This window comes from Granulicella tundricola MP5ACTX9 (genome assembly GCF_000178975.2).
GTDB classification, from domain to species: domain Bacteria; phylum Acidobacteriota; class Terriglobia; order Terriglobales; family Acidobacteriaceae; genus Edaphobacter; species Edaphobacter tundricola.
On sequence record NC_015064.1, the window covers coordinates 555,260 to 577,478 of the forward strand.

Consider the following 22,219-nt stretch of genomic DNA (forward strand, 5'->3'; position numbering starts at 1 on the left):
CCCAATGACACTGATCTTCTTCGTCTCCATCCTCGTCCTGATGTTCTCCGCCATGGGCCTCGCCGGCTCATTCCTGCTGTTGCGCAACTCGCGCGGCATTACGGAGCGCGTGCTGCAGGTCACGCAGGGCGGCACCGGCGCAATCCAGCCGAAGCACGCCGTACGGGAAGAGCTCAAGAAGAAGGTCTTTGAGGCTGTTCACGTCGTCCGTGCGCGGCTTGGCATGAACGAGAACGCCAAGCTGTCAGAGCGCTTTCAGGGTGCGGGCTTCAGGACTGCCAGCGCGCGGGATATCTACTTCGCCGCCCGGCTCATCGGCCCCGCGGCCGCCATCGTCTTCGGCATCATCATGCCGCAGAACAAGGTCTTCTGGATGATGATGGTCGGCGGCATTCTTTACCTTGCTCCGGACATCATCCTCAGCCGCATGGTCAAGGGCCGGCGCGAGAAGATCCGCCTCAGCATTCCGGACATGATCGATCTGCTCGTGATCTGCGTGGACGCCGGTCTGGGTATGGACCAGGCCATGCTACGCGTCGGGCAGGAGCTTGGCACCACGCATCCGCAGATCTATGAAGAGATCATGCAGATCAACCGCGAGCAACGCGCGGGCAAGCTTCGGCTGGAGTCCTGGCAGGCCATGGCACAACGAACACAGCTTCCGGAGATCGATGGCTTCGTCAACATGCTCATGCAGAATGAGCGCTTCGGTACGCCGATCGCCCGGGCCCTGAGCACGTTTGGCGATAACATCCGGCAGAAGCGCAGGCAGCGCGCGGAGGAACTCGCAGCCAAGACGACCGTTAAGATCATCTTCCCGCTTGTGCTCTTCATCTTTCCCAGCATGTTCATCGTGCTGCTTGGCCCGGCGGGTATCAGCATTGCACGCGGACTGGCCAGTGGCGCAATGTAGGTCGCATCGCTTAAGCAATCAAGGCGCCTCGTTGTTTGAGGCGCCTTTTTAGTTCTCAGTTCTCGGTTGGTTTGTCGAGAGATCCAGGCGGTGGAGCGCGGTAAGGGTCTAGACAGCGACCCTTGCCGCGCTTTCGTCATGCATGGGGGTGCGTGCGGGTGCGGTCGTCAGCAGCTTGTGGTGCATGGCGAAGAGCGCCAGTTCCAGGCGATCGGAGACGCCGGTCTTGTCGAAGATCGACCGTAGATAGTTTTTGATGACCTGCTCGGAGTTATGCAGCTCTTCGGCGATGTCACGGTTCTTGTAGCCCTGGAGGATGAGTGCGACGACCTTCAGTTCCTTGGGTGTCAGCCGTTCGCGCACGCGCTCCGCGACCAGGTCGGTCTCAAAGGCTGCGGTCTTGACGGCGGCACGCTGTTGTACGTAACGCTCGCCGCGACCCACCAGCCGCATGCAGCGCAGCAGATCGGTGTTGGAGACGTCGCGGTGCAGAATGCCGCGTACGCCGGCCTGGCTGTAAGACTGCGGGCTGGTGTCGTTTTCCAGAATCACCACGGTCCTGGCTCCGGCCTCTTCAGCGGTCGAGACCAAGGCGGCGAGATCGACGTTCAGCGAGGCCGCAAACAGGACCGTGGCATTGCTGGAGGTGGTCATGGCCTTGAACAGGCGGGCCTGATCGTCACATTGACCGATGATGCGAAAGTCTTCCTCGATGGCGAGGATGCGGGCCGCACCGGTGCGGAAGACGGACTGGTTGTCGGCGAGAATCACCTTGTGAATCATGAGCTCCCTGGGTTGAGCAGCTTCGCTTCAGGCGCGTGGAACAGACTCATTTATGAGTTTGTAACAAGTTCTGATACGAAACGCCGCTCTGTCTTGCAGGTCGTAAAAAAGCGGTCAGGCATACGACAGGGCGATGTGCTGGACCTGTCGCAAGACCTGTAGTGTAAGCTGCACCAGCCGGGGAATGAACTCCCCCGACGCGGCTGTTTGGGTAACACAATCGAGCTATTACAAACGTGCCTTGGGAAATGCGGATTTTGTTCCCCCTTCTGCCGTGAATCGCTACTCTTGCATCAAGAGGTCGGAGCAAGTGAAGCCGCTTGCGCCTGGTGCTCAAAAATCGAACTACACGGAGATCACAATGAACAAGACAAAGAGCTTCTTCTTCGACCTGCTGCAGGATGAATCAGGTCAGGACCTTATCGAATACGCACTGGTTGCAGGCCTCATCGGTCTGGGCGCAGTGGTTGCCATGACCGGCCTGTCCGGCAAGATTCAGAGCTCGTTCAACTCGGTCGGCAGCTCCCTCACCAACGCCGTCTAAGCTCCGCCGCGCCGGTCACTCGCAAGCCAGGAATTAGGAGACGTTATGGAATTCACTTTCGGAACAACACTCTGCGCCGTCTCGGTTGCAGCTCTCCTTCTCTTTGCGGGTGACTGGCTCCCGTCGCGGTAACCCTCTGCCGTTTCACCATTGGGTCAAGCTGGAACGGCATCACCCCTCCAACGCCTTCGGGCCCCCACAGCGGTCCACGCTCGTGGATCATTTAGGAGCTCATCATGGTATCCGGACATATCATTCCCATCTTCGCAGGCTTCCTGTTCGTCTGCCTGCTGTACGTGATCGTCAAGCGCCGCAAGAAGAGCGCCGTATAAACACACCTTCAAAGGTGTCATTCAACCACTGGGCAACAGAGCAGGCTACCCGGAACGAAAGCGACCCTGAACTTCGGTTGAAGAGACTCGGAGTATTGAGAACCGGTCGCGGGATCTTCAACCGCAATTCACTTTTGTACGATGGAGCTTGTCATGAACCGTGGTAAGGATCTGCTGTCAGACCTCCTGGAAGACGAATCTGGCCAGGACCTGATCGAGTATGCGCTGGTGGCCGCTCTGATCGGCCTGGGGGCCGTCGTTGCGATGAACGGCTTCTCAACGAAGGTCAAGACCGCCTTCAATTCCGTTGGAAGCTCACTGACGAATGCACTTTAGTTCCAGATTTACATAGTTTGGGGGATATCGGCGGTCCCCCGGCGCCCTCTATGATTTTCTCTGTAGATAGAGGAGTGTCCATGCAACTTCAGGACTCGAAGCACAAGAAGAAGTCGAATGTTCTTGTCATCAAAGACGGCACCAAAGGCAACGTCATCTGCACCAACGGCAGCATGGCGAATACTTTTCGGACGCGTCTGTTCGGCTTGCTTGGCCGCAAAGGTCTTGCCGCCGGCTCCGGGCTGCTCATCGAGCCATCCTCAGGCGTTCACACCTTTGGAATGTCCTTCCCCATCGACATCGTCAGCCTGGACCGCAATCAGCGGGTCGTCGGACTGTCTCATAACACGCCTGCGTGGAAGATTCGCGGTCTCGGCCTGAAGACTCGCAGTGTCCTGGAGCTGCCTGCGGGCCGCATTCAGGAGTGCGAGATCGAGCACGGCGACCAGATCGTCGTTGAAGCGTGCTGAGCAAACAGTATTATCGTCTTTCCGCTACCCGGCGCATGTAAACCGGTCTGGACTCATGCGGAAGAGCGACCGAGCGCATCACAAGAGTTCAGCAAGACACACGTAAGAGCGCTCCGGCGTCAGACCCATACTGAGAAAGGAGCGGCGATTTATGCAGGATGGCGTACTCGTAATCATCTTGGCCGAACTCCTGGTTTTCCTGCTGTGGTCCATGAACCGCGGCCGATCCGACCTTCGATTTCGTTGCTGGTTTTTGGGATGGCTGCTGGTACTGGTTCACTTTATCAGCCTGCTCTGGCATCCGGCCCCGGGCGTCTCGCTGCTATTGCGGCAGGCGCATATCGCGTACCTTGAGATCCTTGCCGGGCTGTGTTTCATCCTCTCTGACGCGGCAATCATCAATAGCAAACAACGCCTGATTCGCGGAGCCGTCTTTGGCACTCTGCCCGCGCTGTTCACCGTTCTGCTGATTCTTTTCTCCCCGGCCGATCGCTGGGCGCTCGGTTTCTCGCTGGTCGCCACCCACTCCGTCACATTCTTCCTGGTCTACAAGTACGCTGGCAAACGGCTGCAGCGTTTCGTTCCGCTGATGACCCTTTGCGTTCTCTTCGCGGGCTGGATGCTCGGCGCTCTCACCGTCGGAAGGTCAGAACTTATTCTTGCCAGCATCCCGGCGGAGATCTTCCTGATCAATGCGCTGCTCTTCCTGCAGAACTACCCCCTCAAGAGCCCCGGCAACCTGGCAACGATCACCGGCTTCATCCTCTGGGCCTGCAGCTCCTTCTTCACGATTGCGTGGCGCGAGAACGGAAGCCTGGACACGCTGTTTCCTTCCATCATCTATCTGCCGCAGTTCCTCGTCGCCATCGGCATGACGCTGATCGTCATTGAAGAGGACGGCGCCGCATCGCGCGAGCTTGCGCACGAGTACGAAGTTCTCTTCAACAACAATCCCAATTCGCTCTATATCTACGACCTGAGAACCCTCCGCTTCCTCAGCGTCAACTCAGCCTCGGCCAGGATGCATGGGTACAGCGCTGACGAGTTCCGCGGCAAGAAGCTGACGGACATCGTCGTAGGCGACGCGCTTCCTGAGATTCTCGACGACATCCGCACGGGGCAGCCCCGTTCCAACCATCGCTCCCTTCATGCCAGGAGCGACGGCACGCTGATCCCGCTGAACGTCACCTCCTACAACGTCCGGTTCCGCGGACGCCTGGCCCGCATCTCGTTGGGTGAAGACCAGACCGAGCGCGAGCAGATGCTCTCCCAGCTCATCTACCAGGCTGACCACGACCTGCTCACCGGCCTTCCGAATCGCCACCGACTGCTTCAGGCGCTGGACCGCGCGATGACGTCCATTACGCCCGCCGCGCCGGGCTGCGCGGTGCTTATCCTGCAGATCGACCGCTTTGAGAAGATCAACGAGAACTACGGCCATCCTGTCGGCGATGCGCTTCTCAAGCAGGTTACGCAGCTTCTCTCCTCAGCCCTCAAGCCTACTGATGCCATCGGACGGACCGGGGGCCGCGAGTTCACCATCGTGCTGGCTGGCATTCTGAACGGCGCGGATGCGGAAGGACGCGCGCAGAACATCCTTGAGCTCTTTGCCGACCCGCTCACGATCGAAGAACACAGCATCGAGGTCGCCATGAACATGGGCCTGGCGGTCTTCCCGGAGGACTCGGACGATGCGGTCTCCCTGTGGCGAGACGCGGCGCGCGCCCAGGCCCGCAGCCGCCAGCTCGGCGTGGAAGGCGTTGTGCGGCTCTCGCGCACGCATAGCCTGCAGGCGCAGGAAGACAGCCGCATTGAAGCGGTCATGCGCCGCGCCCTGCAGTACGGCGGCTTTGAGGTTTACTACCAGCCCGTGCTGGACGCGAACCGCAAGCTCTGCGCCTTTGAAGCTCTGCTCCGGTTGCGCGAGGAGGACGGCACCATGGTCAGCCCGGCCGTCTGCATCCCCATCGCAGAGTCCACGGGGCTCATCATCCCGCTGGGGCGGTGGGTTCTCCGCGAGGTCTGCCGTCAGCTCAAGACCTGGCAGCTTAACGGCCTGCAGGTGGTACCCATTGCCATCAACGTCTCTGCGCTGCAGATCGTGCTGACGAATTTCTGCACAGATGTCGACGTTGCCCTGGAAGAGTTCGATCTCAAGCCGTCGTTCATCCACTTTGAGCTGACCGAGAGCAGCGTCATGCCGCGCGACTCGCTCGCGCTGGAGAACATGGTCAAGCTGGCGACGAACGGCTTCAGCTTCTCCATCGACGACTTCGGCACGGGGTTCTCGTCGCTGGATCGTCTGCACAAGCTACCGGTCTCCGTCCTCAAGATCGATCGGACCTTCGTCTCGCGGATGCTGGATCAGAACGGCACACTACCGATCGTGCGCACCATCATCTCCATGGCGCACGCCCTTCATCTCGGCGTGGTTGCGGAAGGCGTCGAGACTGAGGAGCAGCTTCAGATGCTGGCGGAGATGGGCTGCGACCAGTTCCAGGGATTCCTGTTCAGCAAGCCTGTCGAGGCGGCCCGCGCCGCGATCCTGCTCTCCCCCCGTGAACTCTCTTCCGGCAGCCTCAACGCGCTGCCAGGCGCTGCTGCGGTGCGGTAGTGGACGTCCATGGCTCGCCCACTGTAGGCCCACGTCACAAGGCAGGTCTGCCACCGGCCTTCCGGCTCATCGTCGCGCTGCTGCTCTTCTGCCAGATCTGCGCGTGCGTCGCCGGAGCTGGACCATCGCTTGGCGGCAAGGTCGATTTCCGCCCTTTCTATGCCTCCGGCACACTGATCCGGACCGGCCACGCCGCGCAGCTTTACGACTACAACGTCCAGCAGCAGGTGCAGAACGCTGTCGTGAGCCAGCGTGATGCGGCGTTGCCTTTTCTCTATCCACCCTTCGCCGCGCTGCTCTTTGTACCGCTCAGCCTGCTCTCGTATCGCAATGCATTCTTTCTGCTGCTCGTTCTCAACCTGGGGTGTCTGTATCTTGCAGCACAGCTCCTGCGGCCGTGGCTGCCGAGCTTCCGCGATCAAGGCCGCCTCACGCTGCCTACCGTCTACGGCTGCCTCTTCGCCGTGTCGGTTGCGCTTATGCAGGGGCAGATCTCGTTTCTGCTGCTGCTCATCTTCTCCGGCGCCTGGATCATGCTGCAACGTCAGAAGCCCTTCGTCGCCGGCCTTCTGCTGTCGCTTGCGCTGATGAAGTTCCAGCTTGCGCTGCCGGTCTTCCTGCTCTTCCTGGTCTGGCGAAACTGGGCCGTTGTCTCAGGCTTCATCGCCGGGGGCTGCGGACTCTCCGCGATCTCCTTCGCCACCGTGGGTTGGGGCGGGCTGCTCAGTTACAAGAACAGCCTCACCGGCATCGCTGCGCAGACCGCTACGAACGCCGTCCTCGCCAAGCAGCGGTTCGGCATGTTTCCGGTCGATATGCCCAATTTGCATGGGCTCTCGTACGGCCTTTCCCGCGGAGCGCACTGGGGCAATATCCTTGATGCCGTTCTCAGCGTTCTCATCCTGATCTTCGCGGCGCGTCAGAGGCCGTCGCTGCTCGTCGCCTTGCCTGCGGCGATGCTGGTCAGCTATCACATGCAGCCGCACGATCTGGTGCTGCTGCTGCTGCCACTATCATTTCTGGCGGATGATCTGGTTCAACGCCGCGCGCTCATGCGCCAAGGACAGATCGCCCTGCCCGCGCGGAGGCCCATCGACAAGACTCTGCTTGCCGCGTCGCTTCTGCTGATTCTTCCGCTGGCTGCCGTCTTCATGGCGAAGGGGCTGAACTATCTCATCGCCTTCACGGTTGCGGTCGTTATGGTCGCAGCGGCCCGCCGGGTGGCTCCTGCTGAATCAGGCGATGTTGATCTGCCGGTCGTCGACTAAAGCTTCCGCGCCGTAGGCCATCACACGGTTCCGTCCCATGCGCTTGGCCATGTACATCGCCGAGTCCGCGCGACGCATGAGGGCCTCAAAGTCAGCGCAGTGCGGGTCCAGCGTCGCTACACCCACGCTTACGGAGAGATGGATTGCGGTGCCTTCATAGATAAAGTCCTTACTGTCCACTTCCAGCCGCAGACGCTCCGCCACCAGTTCGCCGCGGTCGAGTGGCGTTTCCGGAAGCAGGATCGTGAACTCCTCACCGCCGGACCGGGCCAGCAGGTCCTGGGTCCGCAGCACGCCGCGCACCTGCTGCACCATATATTGCAGGGCAGCATCGCCAGCCGAGTGACCGAAGGTATCGTTCAACTCCTTGAAGTGATCCACGTCCAGCAGCAGCAGGCAGAGCGTATGGCCGGACCGGAGCGTACGTGCCACCTCTCGCGCACCTTCCACGCGGAGCGCACGGCGGTTCAGCGCGCCGGTCAGTGAGTCGGTCCGTGCCTGCTCCATCAACTCGCTCTCCAGCGCCGTGACAAAGAACCAGAGGTCGCACATGACCACGCAACTGGAGACAAACATCCCCGCAATCAGGGAATCGAGCCAGCGTGAATCATGGCGGGCCGCGGCGACCGCCCACGGGAGTGCGTAGTGCAGGTTCGTCAGCAGCGCACGGTAGAACGCGACTGCCATCTCGCCCAGCAGAAAGACCGTCGTCCAACGTGAGACACGCAGGTACAGCCCGCGTCCGCGCCGCAGCAGCATCCATGCCGTCGTGCCGCACAGCACGATGACCGGGATGTTGATCAGGTTGCCGATATAAGCGACGCGCGCGGCGTACAGTCCCGCGTACGAGACCATCATCACGGCGATGCAGACCATGGGCCAGCGCATCCGCAGCGAGCTCCTGGTCACAAACCAGCGCAATCCCAGCATCTGCAACACGAACGTCAGCAGGTACAGCTCATTGGCCGCCAGCGACGACCAGAGTGGGGAGATGCTGCCGTCCAGCCCTTGCAGAATCGTCTCCAACAACGCGACGACCAAGCCGGCCGAGAGCAGCGACAGGCCCTTGATCTTGCGGTTATGCAAGGCCAGCAGCACGGCAAACGCCGTGTAAACCGTCATGAACGCAATATTCGCAAGAAAAAGGGTTCTGTAATCCATAGAGGGAAAATGTCCAACTTGGAACATGGCGCGGCGGCGAGATATATCACCGGGGTCTACAGTGAGATGTATCTGAGTCCCGGAAGGCAGTATCCGAAGCTCATATCTGGAGCAGAATGCACGTAAATGGCCGGGATCGGAAAATAATTCTTAGAAAGCGTAAAAGTAGCTGGACTTCGTGCCGCTTACTCGCAAGACGACAAGTCTGCAGAACGCAACTGGTGGGACTTGCAACAGCTTCACCTTACCCGTACGACGACGCGCCAGTTCTCGGATTGCAATCCTCGTCCCCACAAAGATAACGTGCTTTCCTAAAACGGCACGCACAATCCATGCGTCGCACCAAACAAGCAAACCTGGATGCCTTGAGCCTGGCGGGGTCATTCGCAGCCAGGCTCAACAGCGAGTCAGGTCAAGCCCAGCCTGGCTTCGTGTACGGCAGAACCGCAGCCACCGAGTATCCCGAAAGCTTGCCATCTTTCAGCGTGACATTCTCCGGTCGGTAGTCCTTTATGCCGTCAAGTCTCATCTGCACGGAGTTAGAGATCGTGGCATTCGGCGGAATGGTGCGGTGCTCCGGCAGACCCCATGGCAAGATCTTCCACTCGTCATGCGGATCGCCCGTCGCGTTGGCTGCCCCTGGAGTCAGATAGGTTTTCTCAGCTTCGGCGGAGAAGATCAGCCCGTTTTCCTTGGCCTTCTGCATCATCCAGCTCAAGGGGATATCAGAGAGACGGCTGTCCTCATAGCTTCCGCCCACATCGCAGTGCACCCCAGGGAAGAACACCTGTTCCAGGTTCGCGTCGTTTGGACGATAGCTGCCGTCGGCATTGGTCCACAGCGTGGGCTGAAACTGCGCTCGCCGCTCGTCGATCGAGACTGCGTGATAGGCCTGCGTCGTGGAGGGATGTAGCTTCGTATCCAGGAACCCGAACTGCTTCTGGTTGAACATATTGAAGAAGATGCCCGGAATCCCCAGCGACCCCACCGTATCCCAGACCCCCACCATCTGAATCTTCACCTCTTCCAACCCGTAGGCCGTCACCAGGGCAGCCTTCAGCGCGGCTTTCTTCGTTGCATCCGGCTCGCGGTACGCCGCAAAGATCCGCGGAACGGTGGAGTTGTCCAGGTTGATCGAAGGCACCCCAAACGCCGCGATCATTCCCGCCAGGCTCCGCGCCGTGTACGCGCCGCGGCTGAAGCCGAAGAGGTAGATCCTGTCGCCCGGATCGTATACGTTGCCCAGGAAGGCGTAGCAATCCTGCACCTTCTGGAAGAGTCCCTGGCCCATGGCACCGCCTGCCAGGTGGTCGAGCGGCGTGCCATCCGTCCCCACGCCGCTGTCGTAGTACTTCAACTGAGTCGGGTCATTGGTCAGGGCGCAGTAGAGCTTGCGGACGTTGGTATCGGTGACGGTGGAGGTATCGCCGTGCGGCGTGTTCCAAGTGCCGTCCGCGCAGAGGACAATGCTCTTCATGTTTTCCTCTTCATCTTTGATTTTCTTGGGGGGCCGGGTGGAGCGTCATCCCGCAGGGGGACTATGGTGTGCCGCCGAAGTATACCGTTTGCCCAGGCGTAATGATGAGAAATTTTAAAGGGGGGAGAGAAGCAGGGAAGATCAATGGTCGGGGCGGAGGGATTCGAACCCCCGACCCTCTGGTCCCAAACCAGATGCGCTACCAGACTGCGCTACGCCCCGACTCTCTCAAGTTTACCCCATCCGCCCCCGGTAAGCCGAGCCTTACCGTCCACTTAGCTTGTGCAGGTCCATCCCGATCGTATGCAGGCCCCACCCGATCAGCACCAGCGGCACAAACATGAGTGCCGCAAGCACCACGCACACGCCCGCGATGAACAGCCAACTCATGCCCGTATGCCGCTCCGGAGCGTCGATCGATCCGCGCAGCAGCTTGTAGTTCCGCCGGTTTGCCTTCCAGCCAATGTCGAAGAGGTTCCCCAGGAACGGCACCGATCCCACCGCCGTCTCGATCGCCACATTGAGCACCATTCGGGCCACCGTGACGCGCGGCACGCCCCGCACCCAGGCCGCCACAATGATGATCGAAGACGCCAGCCCGCCCAGCACATCTCCCACCCCCGGAATGAACCCGACGATGCCGTCCAGCCCAAAGCGGATGGGCGTTCCAGGCACCCGGATAAAGTCATCCAGCAGGTGCGAGAGGAGGTCCAGGTGTTCGTCGTCGAACGCCTTACCGCCCCGTTTCGTCCGGGGAGAGAGCACTTCGGGTTTGGCGGTGATGGCCATCTTCAGGCCTTTCTTCGTGCGGATCGCAGCGGATTCTTAGGGGAATAGATGCATTTTCCGCGTGCGATGCTATACTGAACTCAATACGGCGGCTATAGTTCAGTGGCAGAACGCCGCTCTGTGGCAGCGGATGTCGTGGGTTCGAAACCCACTAGCCGCCCCAAAATCTTCCTCATCCCAGCAAGAACCCTCCCGGACAGACTCGTGCCGCGTTCCAAATCATCCGAGTCTGCCTCCCCGAAGCCGGGTCTCTTCCCGGAAACACCTCCTACAACTCCGAATCTCTTCGCCGGCACCTCCGGCTGGGCCTACCCCACGTGGAAGCCCGGGTTCTATCCCGCCAAGACCTCCGCTAAGAACTTCCTCGGCTTCTACGCCTCCCAGCTCAACTCGGTTGAGGTGAACTTCACCTTCCGCAAGCTCCCTACTGAGGCGCAACTCAATGGCTGGCTCGCCCAGACAGGCGAGGGCTTCCGCTTCAGCTTCAAGGCCCCCCAGCGCATCACCCACTTCAGTCGCCTGCGCGATTGCCACGAGCAACTCACCGAGTTCATCGCTGCCCTGAAGCCCGCTGCTGATGCGGGCAAGCTCGGGCTGCTGCTCTTCCAACTCCCACCCAACTTCAAAGCAGATCCAGCCCGTCTCGCCACCTTCCTCGCAGACCCCGCGCTCATTGGCGCTCCGCCCATCGCCTTCGAGTTCCGCCACGAGAGCTGGTTCTCAGACGAGATCTACGCCGTCCTGCGCGCGCACAACGCGGCCCTCTGCATCGCGGAGACCGACGACCTCAACACCCCGGAGGTCCACACCTCCGCCACCCACACGTCATTCCGTCTTCGCCGCGCCGGTGGCTATAGCCCGGAAGAACTCGCAGTCTTCGCAATACGCTTCAAGGCTCTTGCCAAAGACCGCCAGGTCTACGCCTACTTCAAGCATGAGGACGAGCCCACCGGAGCCCTCAACGCCACTGCTTTTCTTGCTCTCGCATCCGGAGCCAAGGCCTGATGCCGATCTTCGAGCCCACGGACTTTCATCCCCGCCGCTTCCTGTCGAACGGCCACCTCCAGACCATCGTCGGCAACTTCCTCCCGCGTCCGAGTCATCTTCCGCCGCCTGAGCCTCAGCTCGTAGAGGTCTCACCCGCCACGCGCGACTATATCTCCAGTCAGGTCCTCTGCCAGTGCCACTGGCAGCCGGAGGAGGTTCGTGCCGAGCGCATGACCGTCATCATCCTGCACGGTCTGGAAGGCTCCGCGAACTCCCAGTACGTCGTCGGCAACGCCAATAAGATGTGGCTGGCCGGCTTCAACGTCGTCCGCATGAACATGCGCAACTGCGGCGGTACGGAGGCCCTCAGCCCCACCCTTTATCACTCCGGCCTCTCCGCTGACGTCGATCATGTCATGCGCTTCTTCATCGCCCAGCACGGTCTTCAGCGCATCGCCCTCGTGGGTTATTCCATGGGCGGCAACCTGGTCCTCAAGCTGGCCGGCGATCTCGCCGACCAGGCGCCAGTTCAACTCCATGCAGTCGTAGGCGTATCCCCTGCGCTCGATCTCGGTCCCTCGGCCGACGCCCTCCAGTCGCCGCTCAATCGCATCTACGAGCGCCGCTTCCTCCGCGCCCTCACCAAACGCTTCCGCCGCAAGGCCCAGCTCTTTCCCCACGTCTACGACCCCGCCCGCGCCGATGGCCTGACCTCGCTGCGCGACTTCGACGACCGCATCACCGCGCTCTACTCCGGCTTCCGCAGCGCGGATGACTACTACCTCCGAGCCTCCGCGGCCCGCGTCCTCAGCCGCATCGCCGTGCCCACGCTCATCCTGCACGCGCTGGACGATCCCTTCGTTCGCATCACCCAGGAGAGCAATGCGGCCATCGCCGCCAACCCCGCCATCACCTTCCTTGAGCCCGCGCACGGCGGCCACTGCGCCTTCCTCGCCACGCCTGATCCGGCCCATCACGACGACGGCTACTGGGCAGAGTCCACCCTCCTCCGCTTCATCCACTCTCATTGCTGAGATAATGTCTGGATGGACGCAGATTGGTCGGCAGAGTGTGGAACGGACGATCCAGTCCTCGTCGTGCCCTGGTCTGGGGACTCATCAGACCCCACCAACCCACAACCCCTGCAGTTCATCGATCTGCGTGAGAACCCCTACGACCTCGACCAGATCCAGGAGGCCGAGCACCATCCCGCGCTCCTGCAGGCCCTCCGAGCCCTCAACGCAGGCCGCTCTCCCGTCTTTACCGCGAAGTGCGATGCATGGCCCTTGTCGCCGGAGGAGCTTGAGCATCTGGCCCTGACGCTGGCCACGGAGCCCGTCGAATCCGCCCACGGCTTCGCCAGTTACATCGATCTCATCTGGCGTGAGCGCTCGCTCTTCGTCTCGCGCCATCGTCATGAGCAACTTCTGGACAGCCTCATCCGCAGCGCCGAACCTCTGGACCTGCCGCACGCCGTCCTCGAGTGCATCGTACGTCCCGCGCTGGTCGACCTCACCGGCCCCCAGGAGGGCTTCGCCGTCACCCTCTACCTCAAGGCTCTCGGCCCGGACGCCACCTCGGCTTATGCCAACTGGGCGGAGGCGCTGGAGTCGGCTGTAGCGCTCATCCGTAACAGCGATCGCACCAATCCCCGCAGCAAGGCCCGCTGAACCGCTACAATAAGGCGTGGTTCGCCAACGCTGGTTCGCCGGACATGGCCCGCAAGGGCGAGTAGCTCAATTGGATAGAGCACGAGCCTTCTAAGCTCGGGGTTGCAGGTTCGATCCCTGCCTCGCCTACCAACTTCAAATCCGTATCCCTGCCAGCCTTGGTAACCTGAAGCTCACGCGAGATGATCTGACTCTCACCGCGGCACAAGGCTGAATGCTCACACTGCTGGCCACGGTATTGGGCACCGCAAACTTTCGTAGTCCCAGATCTCCTTTACCGGCTGATAAGTGGATTTTTCCTCGTCAGGAAAGTAATAAAACTCTCTAACAGCGAAGAGTTCGTAGGGGGCTTTATCTATCGCCGTTTTTACTTTTACTTACGTAGATGTGCCTTACCTGATTTTTCTGGAACATGCCATCGGGCTCAGCAGTCGCGGTTCAGGAAGTCCCTGTATGGCCTGCACAGCGACAAATTTTCGATAAGCAGCTATTTCTGATCCATCGCATCTGTCTGTTGTTGAACGGCCCGAGGACGTCCAGGCTGTGTTGTACTCACGGAAACCGCAGTTTTAGTAGGGACAGCCTTCATTTTCAATAAGGACGGTAGACTGCTTCGGCGCTGGATGCTGAACATGGAAACCTACGATTTAGGCCTCAGGAATGGGATGCGGAGCATTCAGCCGTCCAGCGTCAGAACGGCTTCTTTGCACTTCATCTAAACTGGAGTCAACCTTCAGAAACTTTCTGCTGCCTAGACTAAGGAACGAGATTCATGGTCACTTCGGACAACAAACACGGAGCGAAAGAAGAGGCTTTCCCAGCGTCCTCTTCCCGCCGGCGTTCTCTTGTTCTTTATCTTCTACCGCTCATCCTTGTGCCGTATCTGCTGCTGTTGATCGCCCTCTTTCTCGTTCCTTCCCGCTGGCTTGCGGTACGTTCGGGGAACACCTATCTGGCCAACCTGGGCTATGGCGCTACCCTGCATCATGCGGACTGCCAGATCGTGGTGTACGGCGACTCAACGGCCATGGTAGGGATTGACCCCGCAGTCCTGCGCGAGCGCACCGGCCTGAGCGCCTGCAATATCGCCGAGTTCGAAGGGATGACGATCCTCAACGGAACCATGATCGTCGACCAGTACCTGGCGCAGAACCAGCGGCCGAAGTATCTCGTGTTTCTTTACACCCCTGAAGATTTCCAGCCGGAGAGCCAGCGCGCCATGGTGGGCATGTTCGAAGGTCTGACGTGGCGCTTCGGGCAGCCGCCATAAACTGGCCTACGCGGCTTCCATGATGAAGCATCCGGAGCAGTTCTTCGGCTGGGCCGGGCCGGGGCTGCGGCTGGCCGCGATGCACCTCCTTACGAAGCCGTTTTCGCCCGACCGCGCCCACTGGCGCGAGCAGCATGGTGGCCAGCTCGCCAGCAACGCACCCACCGTCACCAACTGCGAGGGCATGAATCGGCCCGACAGTACTCCGGACCGGGCGTGGATCTCCGGTCTGCGCGACAAGTACAGCCGCGATGGAACGACCGTGCTGATCGACTCCACTCCCATGCCGACCTGCGACCCCAAGTTCGCTTATTTCCAGACGAACCTGTCGGCCCTTGTGGACAACGGCATCCAGTCCATGCCGCTTGACTCCTTCACCCAGGATGGAAGATTGCACGTCAACGCGGCGGGCTCGCTGCTGCTTTCAAACATGGTCGCGAACCAGATCTCGCAACGCATGTCCGCCCTTACGCCAGGAGTTCGCTGAGCAATGCTGTTTTCCTCCGGAACGTTTATTTTCCTCTTCCTGCCGGCGAGCCTGATCGGATATCAGATTCTCAGCCGCTTCGGCCGCACCGCGATGCTCTCCTGGCTGGCGATGACGTCGCTGTTTTTTTACGGGTATTGGAATCCTGCGTATCTGTTGCTTCTGCTGGGCTCGATTGTCATGAACTTCCTGTTTGCCAGAATGCTTGGGGAAGGCCGCCCGGACGCCAGCCAGAGCCGGTGGCTCGTCGCCGCGATCGCCGCCAACCTCGCATTGCTGATGTATTACAAGTACCTGTTTCCGCTGCTGAACTTCTTCCACGCACATGGCATCGTGAGCCATGGCTTTCAAGAGGTCATGCTGCCGCTGGGAATTTCCTTTTTTACGTTTACCCAGATCGCGTACCTGATCGACCTTCGGCAGATGATTGCCAAACGCCAGGGCTTGCTGTCCTACTCGGTTTTCGTGACTTTTTTCCCGCACCTGATCGCTGGCCCGGTCATACATCCTCGCGAGATGATGCCGCAGCTTGAAGGCCGCCTGCGGGGACTGAAGGCCGCGGATCTTTCGCTCGGCCTCAGCTGGTTCATCCTGGGCCTGGCCAAAAAAGTTCTGATCGCCGACCGGATTTCTCCGCTTGCGGATATTCTTTTCGCGCACCCGGCCAGCGCCGGGTTTTCGCTTGGCTGGCTGGGTTCCGTGGCCTATGCGATGCAGCTTTATTTCGACTTTTCGGGTTACTCCGATATGGCGCTCGGCATCGCCCGGATGTTCTCGATTGAATTTCCGGTGAACTTCAATTCGCCTTATAAGGCACAGGGAATTATCGAGTTCTGGCAGCGCTGGCACATGACGCTTTCGCGCTACCTGAACGAATATCTGTACACGCCGATTTCGCGCTCGATCAACGGCCGGCGCATGGATGCCGGCAAGAAGGTGACGCGCAAGGCAACCGCCACGCTGGAAGGGTTCAGCAGCATGGTTGCCCTTCCGGTGATGACGACCATGTTCCTTGCCGGTATCTGGCATGGTGCCGGACTGCAATTTCTGATCTTCGGCGTTCTGCATGGAACATATCTCACGATCAATCATGCGTGGCGCATTTTCACCCCGGAAGGACATCGTTTTCACCGCAGGGTGCCGGCGCCGCTGATGATCCTGCTGAGCTTTGTGTGTTTCGTCATAAGCCTGGTTTTCTTCCGTTCGGCCAATGTGCATGATGCGCTTTATATCCTGGGTACCATGGCGGGCGCGCATGGCCGCCACCTTTCGTTCAACAGCTTTCCCTATCTCGCAGAAATTCCCTCCATCTCCAAGTTCTTACGAAGCCTTCCTTCGGCTCTCCTGGCGCTGGGGGTATGCTTCTTCATCGTTTGGGGAATGCCCAATACGCAGGAGATTCTGGGCCAGCTGGGGCCTGATCAAAAACGCAAGCCCAGCCTGCTTCCGCGGTTGTCCTGGAAACCGACAACGTCCTGGAGTCTGGGGCTTGCCATGATCTTCTGCATCGCGATCCTGCTGCTGGATGCCAGCACCCGGTTCCTCTACTTCCAATTCTGAGCTGGTGCCTGCTGCGTTATTCTTGAAGTATGGCTCAACCAGATGGAATCGATCTTGCAAGCCTCTCTCTGGACGACGTCCTGATGAAGAGGAAAGCGCTGAAGCGCAGGCTCAGTGCACGCCAGAATTTACGGCCCCTTCGCCTGGCTGTGCTGGGCGGCAGCACGACCAATGAAACGGTCGAGCTGCTGGAGTTATGGCTGCTCGAAGCCGGTTTTCTCCCCTTTATTCACCAGTCTGAATACGGCCGATTTTATGTCGATGCGGTCCACGATACCGATGCCCTGGTCGAGTTCAAACCGGACATCGTGTACGTCCATACGTCGGCGATCAACATTGAGCGATTTGCTCCCGTAGGCTGCTCGGAACGTGAGTTCGACGAGCAGGTGCAGGCCGAGCTGGGGCGCTTCCGGGAGATATGGAAATCGCTCGAGGAAAAGCTTGGCTGTCTCGTCATCCAGAACAATTTCGAGTTCCCCCCCTACGCCATTCTGGGCAATCTCGACGCCGTCGTCAGCGGTGGGCATGTGCGTTTCATCACGGCTCTGAACGTGGAGTTTGCCAAGGCCGCAGCCGCTAATCCGAAGCTGCTGCTGCAGGACATCTGCTGCATTTCGGCGCGCCTTGGTCTGGATCGATGGTTCGACCCGGAGCGCTGGTTCAGCTACAAGATCGTCACCTCGCCCGAGGGCAGCAGTGCGCTGGCCGTCTCGCTGGCAGCCATCGTGCGGGCGTCGTACGGCCAGACGCGCAAGGTACTGGTGCTGGACCTCGACAACACGCTGTGGGGCGGAGTCATCGGAGACGATGGCGTAGACAAGATCCAGATCGGCAAGGAAACGCCGATCGCCGAAGCCTACACCGCGTTCCAGGAGTATTGTCTTTCGCTGCGCAACCGCGGCATCCTGCTCGCGGTGTGTTCCAAGAACACCGACGAGATCGCGCGCCAAGGCTTCGAGCACCCTGACTCCATTCTGAAGCTGGAGCACATCTCCTGCTTCAAGGCCAACTGGGACCCGAAGCATGAGAACATCGCAGCCATTGCCAAAGAACTGAACCTGGGCACCGATAGTTTTGTCTTCGTTGACGACAATCCTGCCGAGCGCGCCATCGTCGAGGCCCAGGTGCAGGGCATTGCTGTTCCCAATGTTGGGAGTGAGGTGTCGAAGTACGCCGCGATCATCGAGGCCGGACGCTACTTCGAGCAGATCTCGCTCTCGCGCGAGGACGTGGAACGCGCCGCGCTGTACCAGGAAAATACGCAGCGCGCGGTGTTCGAAACAAAGTTCTCGGACTATGGTGAATATCTCGACTCACTTGAAATGTCCGCGGAGATCGGCGCGTTCCGCTCGGTCTACCTGGACCGCATCACTCAGTTGACCAACAAGACCAACCAGTTCAACCTGACCACGCGTCGCTACACGCTCGCCGAAATCGAAGCCGTTCTTAGCGATCCGGACGCGATCGGAATCTACGGCAGGCTGAGCGATCGCTTCGGCGATAACGGTCTGATTTCGATCGTGCTTGGGCATCGCGCCGGCAACGTGCTCGAGATCGACCTGTGGTTGATGAGTTGCCGCGTGCTCAAGCGCGATATGGAAGTCGCCATGCTGGATGCGCTGGTGGAAAAGGCTCGCGGGATAGGCATCGAAAAGCTTCACGGGCATTACATTCCAAGCAAGAAAAACGCCATGGTGGAGGGTCATTACGCCGCGCTTGGCTTCGACCTGGTGAGCCGGGATGAGGCAGGCGCTGCGCTATACTCACTCCAGATTGCCGTTTACGTTTCGCGCAATACTCACATCAAAGTTGTGGAGCCAGTTCAATGAGCAATGAGGAACTTCTTGCCGGACTTCAAGAGATTTTCCAGGATGTCCTGGACTTGCCCGATCTCGTTCTTACGCCCGAGTCCAATGCCCAGAATGTTCCCGACTGGGACTCTCTCGCCCACGTAAATCTGATCACCATGATCGAGAAGAAATACAAGGTGAAATTTGCCCTGGGAGAACTCCAGGAGTTGAAGAACGTCGGTGACATGATCACCCTTCTTCAAGCCAAGCTCGCCGCCAAATGAACCTGTACCGATGGCCCGACATCCACCTCGGCCTGGCTCACAGCTTCGAAGCTGTTTTTACCGAGCAAATGACGAAGAACTTCGCTGAACTCTCAGGGGACATCAATCCTCTGCATGTCGACGCCGAGTACGCCGCAGCGGCAGGATTTGCATCCCCGGTGATCTTCGGACTGATGTCCTCCGCGCTCTATTCGCAGCTTGCGGGGGTGTACCTGCCCGGCAAATACGCCTTGCTTCAAGGCATCGACCTGGACTTCAACGCGCCATGCTTTGTCGGCGAGGTGCTGACGGTGAAGGGTGAAGTGACCTTCATGACCGAGGCCTATCACCGGTTCGAAGCCAAGGCGTCGATCCGCAAGAAAGATGGGAAGCTGGTTTCAAAAGCGACTCTGAGGATTGGATTTCATGGCGAATAAGATCACTCTCGTCACCGGCGCCTCGTCCGATATCGGGCAGGCTTTCATCCGCAGCCTCCTGCTGCAGGACGCGGACGCGATCGTGCTTGCCCATTCCTTTTCAGGCGGCTCCAAGATCGAAGGCCTGCAGACCGAGTTCGGCGATCGTGTCGTTTCACTCACTGCGGATTTCTCTCAAGCCAGCTCGGTGCTCGCCATGGCGGACACCATCCTCGCGGTTCACGGACCGCCTTCGGCGATCGTTCACCTGCCGGCCCTCCGCCTGGTTTATGAGCGGTTCACCAAGCTGAAGTGGGATCGGCTGCAGGCGGACCTGGCTGTCCAGGTGCAGTCTGCGGTCCTGCTGCTGCAGCGTTTTCTACCGCTTATGGCCAAGATGCCCCAGGCACGCGTGGTTTTCGTGCTCTCGAGCGTGGTCCATGGCATGCCGCCCAAATTTCTCTCGCTGTACACGATCGTGAAGTACGCGCAACTCGGCCTCATGCGGGCGCTCGCCGCAGAGTATGCCGCGACGCCGGTTCGCATCAACGCGATCTCGCCCAGCATGGTCGAAACGCAGTTCCTGCAGGATATCGCTCCGGTCGCAGTCGAAATGGCTGCCGCTGCCAACCCTCTGAGCCGGAATGCGCGTCCCGATGATCTCCTGGGAGCACTTCATCTCCTGCTGTCTCCCGGCGCAAATTACATGACCGGTGTGGATATTCCCATTGCCGGTGGGACCATTTGCTGAGGTTCGCTACAAGTCATTGATTCAAGCGAATACACGAAGAGCCCAAGCTCTTCCGAAGGCCCGAAGTTGCAGCCGTCAATTGCCGTCGCTGTGCCAGGGTCTAGCTCGGAGACACATTGTTCCAACAGGCTCCTCGTCCCGCCCGTTTCGACCTGAACCTTGCCCTGACCTTTGCAGGTGACGAAGCTGTGTTGGAGGGGCACTGCGTCAATGTGAGCGCCTCTTTACGAAACGGTGAAATTTCTCTGTTGGTGGGAGAGTTCTACATAAGTATCAAGGTCAGGGTGGCCCGAATCCAAGGTTTTGACGCCGGGCTCGCCTTCATCATCGAAACCGACAACGACCGGCACGCGAGCAGGCTGTTAGTCGAGTTTGCCACTTCCCAGAATCAACCCGAACGTCAACCCAATGCGGCTTGAAGCCGCACCCAAGAACGGTTTTGCTTTCTCTGAAACGACTTCGTTGGTCCTGGGCATACATAGCATGTCACCACGCCGAGAGATGGGGCGTATTTGTCATCAGGCAGAGGAATTCCCGTCAGCATGGCGTTGTGGACTCCGCGTACAGGCCGGCTAACGTTTTGTTGCTTGAAACTTGTTGCTTGAACAAGGTTCAGGGTACTGGCTCAGGTTTAAACCACCACGAACGCCAACGGATCAAAGCCTAAAGACAACAAAACGAGGTCCGAGACTCGAACAGGGCTAGTCTCCATTCGTCCGGGGCGGGTTAAGGCGTAAACGGACGGCACATCTTTTATCAGTTGGTCGAGTCTCAGAAATCGCTTGCCTCGGATGAAGACGGGCGTCTCACCCCAACGATCCACAGAAGCCACGACGTAGAATCCCACCGGCGCCTTCCGGTAGCCAAATCTAACGCTATATTGATCTTCGGCCATGCAAACGACTCTATCAGCGCAAGCTAGCAAGTCAGTATCCGCGTCACGTTCTAGGGCACTTGCGAGATGTGGGATAGCATGGCTCCACACCGGCCAAACACAATCTCGCGCTGAAGAGGTCTTATGGAGTACTTCGTATACCTTCTTGTTCCTGTCTGTCTTTACGTCGTTCACCGCATCATCATGGACCAAAAAGATCTGAAGACAAAAGGCCGCTCGGAGCCTCAAGCGACCGGCCCTATGAGATTGCGAAACGGTCTACACGCATATCGGAGCTATGCGAACCCGATTCCCAGGCCCACTCCAGGTAGCGTCACAGTCATGAACCCATCCGATTCAAAAAGAGCCAATGAACTCCGCTACTCCCGGCGGAAGGCGAGCTAGTCCTGTCGGTGAGGCTGACTTTAGTCGCGGCTCGTAGGCGGTGTGAGCGGTGATGCACAAAGATGGACGCTTTCACCATGTGCAGGCTTTCTTTGTCTGAGGCTCTTACAACAGTAAGCGAGCAACGCGGACGGATGTATTTCCACGCGCGGACGCCTGTTTGGCGGGTCGGGGTCTTCGACGACTATGCGGTAAGAGTTTGACTAGGCGCATCTCGGGCGGACGACACGTCACAGCTATCCGGGTACTGAACGGTGGGTAGGGCCTCAAAGGCCGGTCGAGCTAGGAGGTAGCCCTGCATCAAACGGATGCCGCAAGAGCGAAGCGCCCGAAGTTCCTCAAGGGTCTCGACTCCTTCGGCGATGCAAGTGACTCCGAGTGCCCGGCAAAGTTCGACAGTGGAACGGACGATAGCGAGGGCTGTGGGTCGCTCGTGAAGATTGCGGGTGAGGTCCATATCCAGTTTGAGGATTTCAGGTGTAAGGTCCGCTAAAAGATTGAGACCCGAATAGCCCGAGCCGAAGTCATCGATAGCCATTTGAAATCCGTGGCGACGATATTCCTGGGCAATCTTCAAGACGTGGTTTCGGTCTTTGATTTCTTCCATTTCGGTGATTTCAAAGATGAGCAGGTCAAGTGGGAATTCAAGCGCTCGTGCGGTCTCAAGGGTGAGGCGGATACAAGCCGAGGGGCTGTAGACGGCACCGGGCTTGAAGTTGATGGATAACTTCGCTCCAGTGTCTTTCAGCCCGAGGCGTGCTGCCAGAGTAATGGCCGCCACCCGGCAACTTTGATCGAAGGCGTATCTGTTTTCTTCGGTTAGCTGCGCCATGACTACGCCCGCTGGTTCGTTTTTTATGCCTCGGACAAGGGCTTCGTAGGCATAGACGCGTGACTCCAGCACATCGACAATGGGTTGGAACGCCATCGTCATCGGGAAAGGCTGCTTGACTCCGTCTTTGCAGGCGGAGCACTTCGGGGCTATTAGCTCGGGGCCGCTCATCCACAAAAGAGTAAGGCCCAAATTCATGGGAAAACTGTCGCCTTCACGACAGATTG

Annotated in this window: 23 protein-coding genes and 3 tRNA genes; 20 read left to right on the forward strand and 6 right to left on the reverse strand. The window is 59.3% G+C overall.

Annotated features, from left to right (window positions below; translation table 11 throughout):
* The first annotated feature begins 4 nt into the window (after positions 1 to 4).
* Positions 5 to 913, forward strand: coding sequence for a type II secretion system F family protein (locus tag ACIX9_RS02325; protein WP_013578868.1), 909 nt, complete (start codon positions 5 to 7; stop codon positions 911 to 913).
* Between the two features lie 108 nt (positions 914 to 1,021).
* Here ACIX9_RS02325 and ACIX9_RS02330 read toward each other — a convergent pair whose 3' ends face one another.
* Positions 1,022 to 1,696, reverse strand: a complete 675-nt coding sequence (locus tag ACIX9_RS02330; protein ID WP_013578869.1) for a response regulator transcription factor — start codon at positions 1,694 to 1,696, stop codon at positions 1,022 to 1,024.
* Between the two features lie 361 nt (positions 1,697 to 2,057).
* On the opposite strand from ACIX9_RS02330, the gene ACIX9_RS02335 reads away from it, so the two are divergent.
* The 6 genes from ACIX9_RS02335 (at position 2,058) to ACIX9_RS02355 (ending at position 7,260) form a co-directional block, all read left to right on the forward strand.
* Positions 2,058 to 2,240, forward strand: coding sequence for a Flp family type IVb pilin (locus tag ACIX9_RS02335; RefSeq protein WP_013578870.1), 183 nt, complete (start codon positions 2,058 to 2,060; stop codon positions 2,238 to 2,240).
* A gap of 236 nt (positions 2,241 to 2,476) precedes the next feature.
* The gene (locus ACIX9_RS25550) at positions 2,477 to 2,572 is read left to right on the forward strand and encodes an LPXTG cell wall anchor domain-containing protein (RefSeq protein ID WP_013578871.1); all 96 of its coding nucleotides are present in this window, start codon (positions 2,477 to 2,479) and stop codon (positions 2,570 to 2,572) included.
* Positions 2,573 to 2,725: 153 nt separating this feature from the next.
* A complete protein-coding gene (locus ACIX9_RS02340; protein ID WP_013578872.1) occupies positions 2,726 to 2,908 on the forward strand; it encodes a Flp family type IVb pilin in 183 nt (60 codons plus the stop codon).
* A gap of 80 nt (positions 2,909 to 2,988) precedes the next feature.
* Positions 2,989 to 3,378 (forward strand): DUF192 domain-containing protein, encoded by a 390-nt coding sequence (locus ACIX9_RS02345; protein ID WP_013578873.1) that lies wholly within the window; start codon positions 2,989 to 2,991, stop codon positions 3,376 to 3,378.
* A gap of 151 nt (positions 3,379 to 3,529) precedes the next feature.
* Positions 3,530 to 5,992 carry a putative bifunctional diguanylate cyclase/phosphodiesterase gene (locus ACIX9_RS02350; protein ID WP_013578874.1) on the forward strand — a complete coding sequence of 821 codons (2,463 nt, stop codon included), beginning with the start codon at positions 3,530 to 3,532 and terminating at the stop codon, positions 5,990 to 5,992.
* Positions 5,992 to 7,260, forward strand: coding sequence for a glycosyltransferase family 87 protein (locus ACIX9_RS02355; protein ID WP_013578875.1), 1,269 nt, complete (start codon positions 5,992 to 5,994; stop codon positions 7,258 to 7,260). The genes ACIX9_RS02350 and ACIX9_RS02355 overlap by 1 nt, the downstream gene beginning before the upstream one ends.
* Here the strand turns inward: ACIX9_RS02355 and ACIX9_RS23410 are convergent.
* The 4 genes from ACIX9_RS23410 to ACIX9_RS02375 form a co-directional block, all read right to left on the reverse strand.
* Positions 7,228 to 8,382 carry a GGDEF domain-containing protein gene (locus tag ACIX9_RS23410; protein WP_198152138.1) on the reverse strand — a complete coding sequence of 385 codons (1,155 nt, stop codon included), beginning with the start codon at positions 8,380 to 8,382 and terminating at the stop codon, positions 7,228 to 7,230. The genes ACIX9_RS02355 and ACIX9_RS23410 overlap by 33 nt on opposite strands.
* Before the next feature lie 451 nt (positions 8,383 to 8,833).
* Positions 8,834 to 9,898 (reverse strand): DUF2235 domain-containing protein, encoded by a 1,065-nt coding sequence (locus ACIX9_RS02365; RefSeq protein WP_013578877.1) that lies wholly within the window; start codon positions 9,896 to 9,898, stop codon positions 8,834 to 8,836.
* A gap of 145 nt (positions 9,899 to 10,043) precedes the next feature.
* Positions 10,044 to 10,120 (reverse strand) — tRNA-Pro (locus tag ACIX9_RS02370).
* Between the two features lie 42 nt (positions 10,121 to 10,162).
* Complete coding sequence (locus ACIX9_RS02375; protein ID WP_013578878.1) at positions 10,163 to 10,687, reverse strand: DUF4112 domain-containing protein; 525 nt, start codon at positions 10,685 to 10,687, stop codon at positions 10,163 to 10,165.
* Positions 10,688 to 10,775: 88 nt separating this feature from the next.
* On the opposite strand from ACIX9_RS02375, the gene ACIX9_RS02380 reads away from it, so the two are divergent.
* The 13 genes from ACIX9_RS02380 to ACIX9_RS02440 all read left to right on the forward strand — a co-directional run bounded on the left by ACIX9_RS02380 (position 10,776) and on the right by ACIX9_RS02440 (position 20,300).
* Positions 10,776 to 10,850 (forward strand) — tRNA-His (locus ACIX9_RS02380).
* A 41-nt stretch (positions 10,851 to 10,891) separates the two neighbouring features.
* Positions 10,892 to 11,692, forward strand: a complete 801-nt coding sequence (locus ACIX9_RS02385) for a DUF72 domain-containing protein (RefSeq protein WP_013578879.1) — start codon at positions 10,892 to 10,894, stop codon at positions 11,690 to 11,692.
* A complete protein-coding gene (locus ACIX9_RS02390) occupies positions 11,692 to 12,708 on the forward strand; it encodes a YheT family hydrolase (RefSeq protein ID WP_013578880.1) in 1,017 nt (338 codons plus the stop codon). Before ACIX9_RS02385 ends, ACIX9_RS02390 begins: the two co-directional genes overlap by 1 nt.
* A gap of 12 nt (positions 12,709 to 12,720) precedes the next feature.
* Positions 12,721 to 13,344: a hypothetical protein gene (locus ACIX9_RS02395; protein WP_013578881.1), complete on the forward strand. Its 624-nt coding sequence runs from the start codon at positions 12,721 to 12,723 to the stop codon at positions 13,342 to 13,344.
* A 55-nt stretch (positions 13,345 to 13,399) separates the two neighbouring features.
* Positions 13,400 to 13,476 (forward strand) — tRNA-Arg (locus ACIX9_RS02400).
* Positions 13,477 to 14,116: 640 nt separating this feature from the next.
* Positions 14,117 to 14,614 (forward strand): hypothetical protein, encoded by a 498-nt coding sequence (locus ACIX9_RS02405; RefSeq protein WP_013578882.1) that lies wholly within the window; start codon positions 14,117 to 14,119, stop codon positions 14,612 to 14,614.
* A 19-nt stretch (positions 14,615 to 14,633) separates the two neighbouring features.
* Positions 14,634 to 15,101: a hypothetical protein gene (locus tag ACIX9_RS02410; RefSeq protein WP_013578883.1), complete on the forward strand. Its 468-nt coding sequence runs from the start codon at positions 14,634 to 14,636 to the stop codon at positions 15,099 to 15,101.
* Positions 15,102 to 15,104: 3 nt separating this feature from the next.
* Positions 15,105 to 16,661, forward strand: a complete 1,557-nt coding sequence (locus tag ACIX9_RS02415) for an MBOAT family O-acyltransferase (protein WP_013578884.1) — start codon at positions 15,105 to 15,107, stop codon at positions 16,659 to 16,661.
* Positions 16,662 to 16,690: 29 nt separating this feature from the next.
* The gene (locus ACIX9_RS02420; RefSeq protein ID WP_013578885.1) at positions 16,691 to 18,490 is read left to right on the forward strand and encodes an HAD-IIIC family phosphatase; all 1,800 of its coding nucleotides are present in this window, start codon (positions 16,691 to 16,693) and stop codon (positions 18,488 to 18,490) included.
* Positions 18,487 to 18,735, forward strand: a complete 249-nt coding sequence (locus tag ACIX9_RS02425) for an acyl carrier protein (protein WP_013578886.1) — start codon at positions 18,487 to 18,489, stop codon at positions 18,733 to 18,735. The genes ACIX9_RS02420 and ACIX9_RS02425 overlap by 4 nt, the downstream gene beginning before the upstream one ends.
* Positions 18,732 to 19,151 carry a MaoC/PaaZ C-terminal domain-containing protein gene (locus ACIX9_RS02430; protein ID WP_013578887.1) on the forward strand — a complete coding sequence of 140 codons (420 nt, stop codon included), beginning with the start codon at positions 18,732 to 18,734 and terminating at the stop codon, positions 19,149 to 19,151. The genes ACIX9_RS02425 and ACIX9_RS02430 overlap by 4 nt, the downstream gene beginning before the upstream one ends.
* Entirely contained in the window at positions 19,141 to 19,881 is a 741-nt protein-coding gene (locus ACIX9_RS02435; RefSeq protein ID WP_013578888.1) for an SDR family NAD(P)-dependent oxidoreductase, read from the forward strand. The genes ACIX9_RS02430 and ACIX9_RS02435 overlap by 11 nt, the downstream gene beginning before the upstream one ends.
* A gap of 116 nt (positions 19,882 to 19,997) precedes the next feature.
* Complete coding sequence (locus tag ACIX9_RS02440) at positions 19,998 to 20,300, forward strand: hypothetical protein (RefSeq protein ID WP_013578889.1); 303 nt, start codon at positions 19,998 to 20,000, stop codon at positions 20,298 to 20,300.
* A gap of 1,044 nt (positions 20,301 to 21,344) precedes the next feature.
* Here ACIX9_RS02440 and ACIX9_RS02450 read toward each other — a convergent pair.
* The gene (locus ACIX9_RS02450) at positions 21,345 to 22,094 is read right to left on the reverse strand and encodes an EAL domain-containing protein (protein ID WP_232298774.1); all 750 of its coding nucleotides are present in this window, start codon (positions 22,092 to 22,094) and stop codon (positions 21,345 to 21,347) included.
* Positions 22,095 to 22,219: the final 125 nt, after the last annotated feature.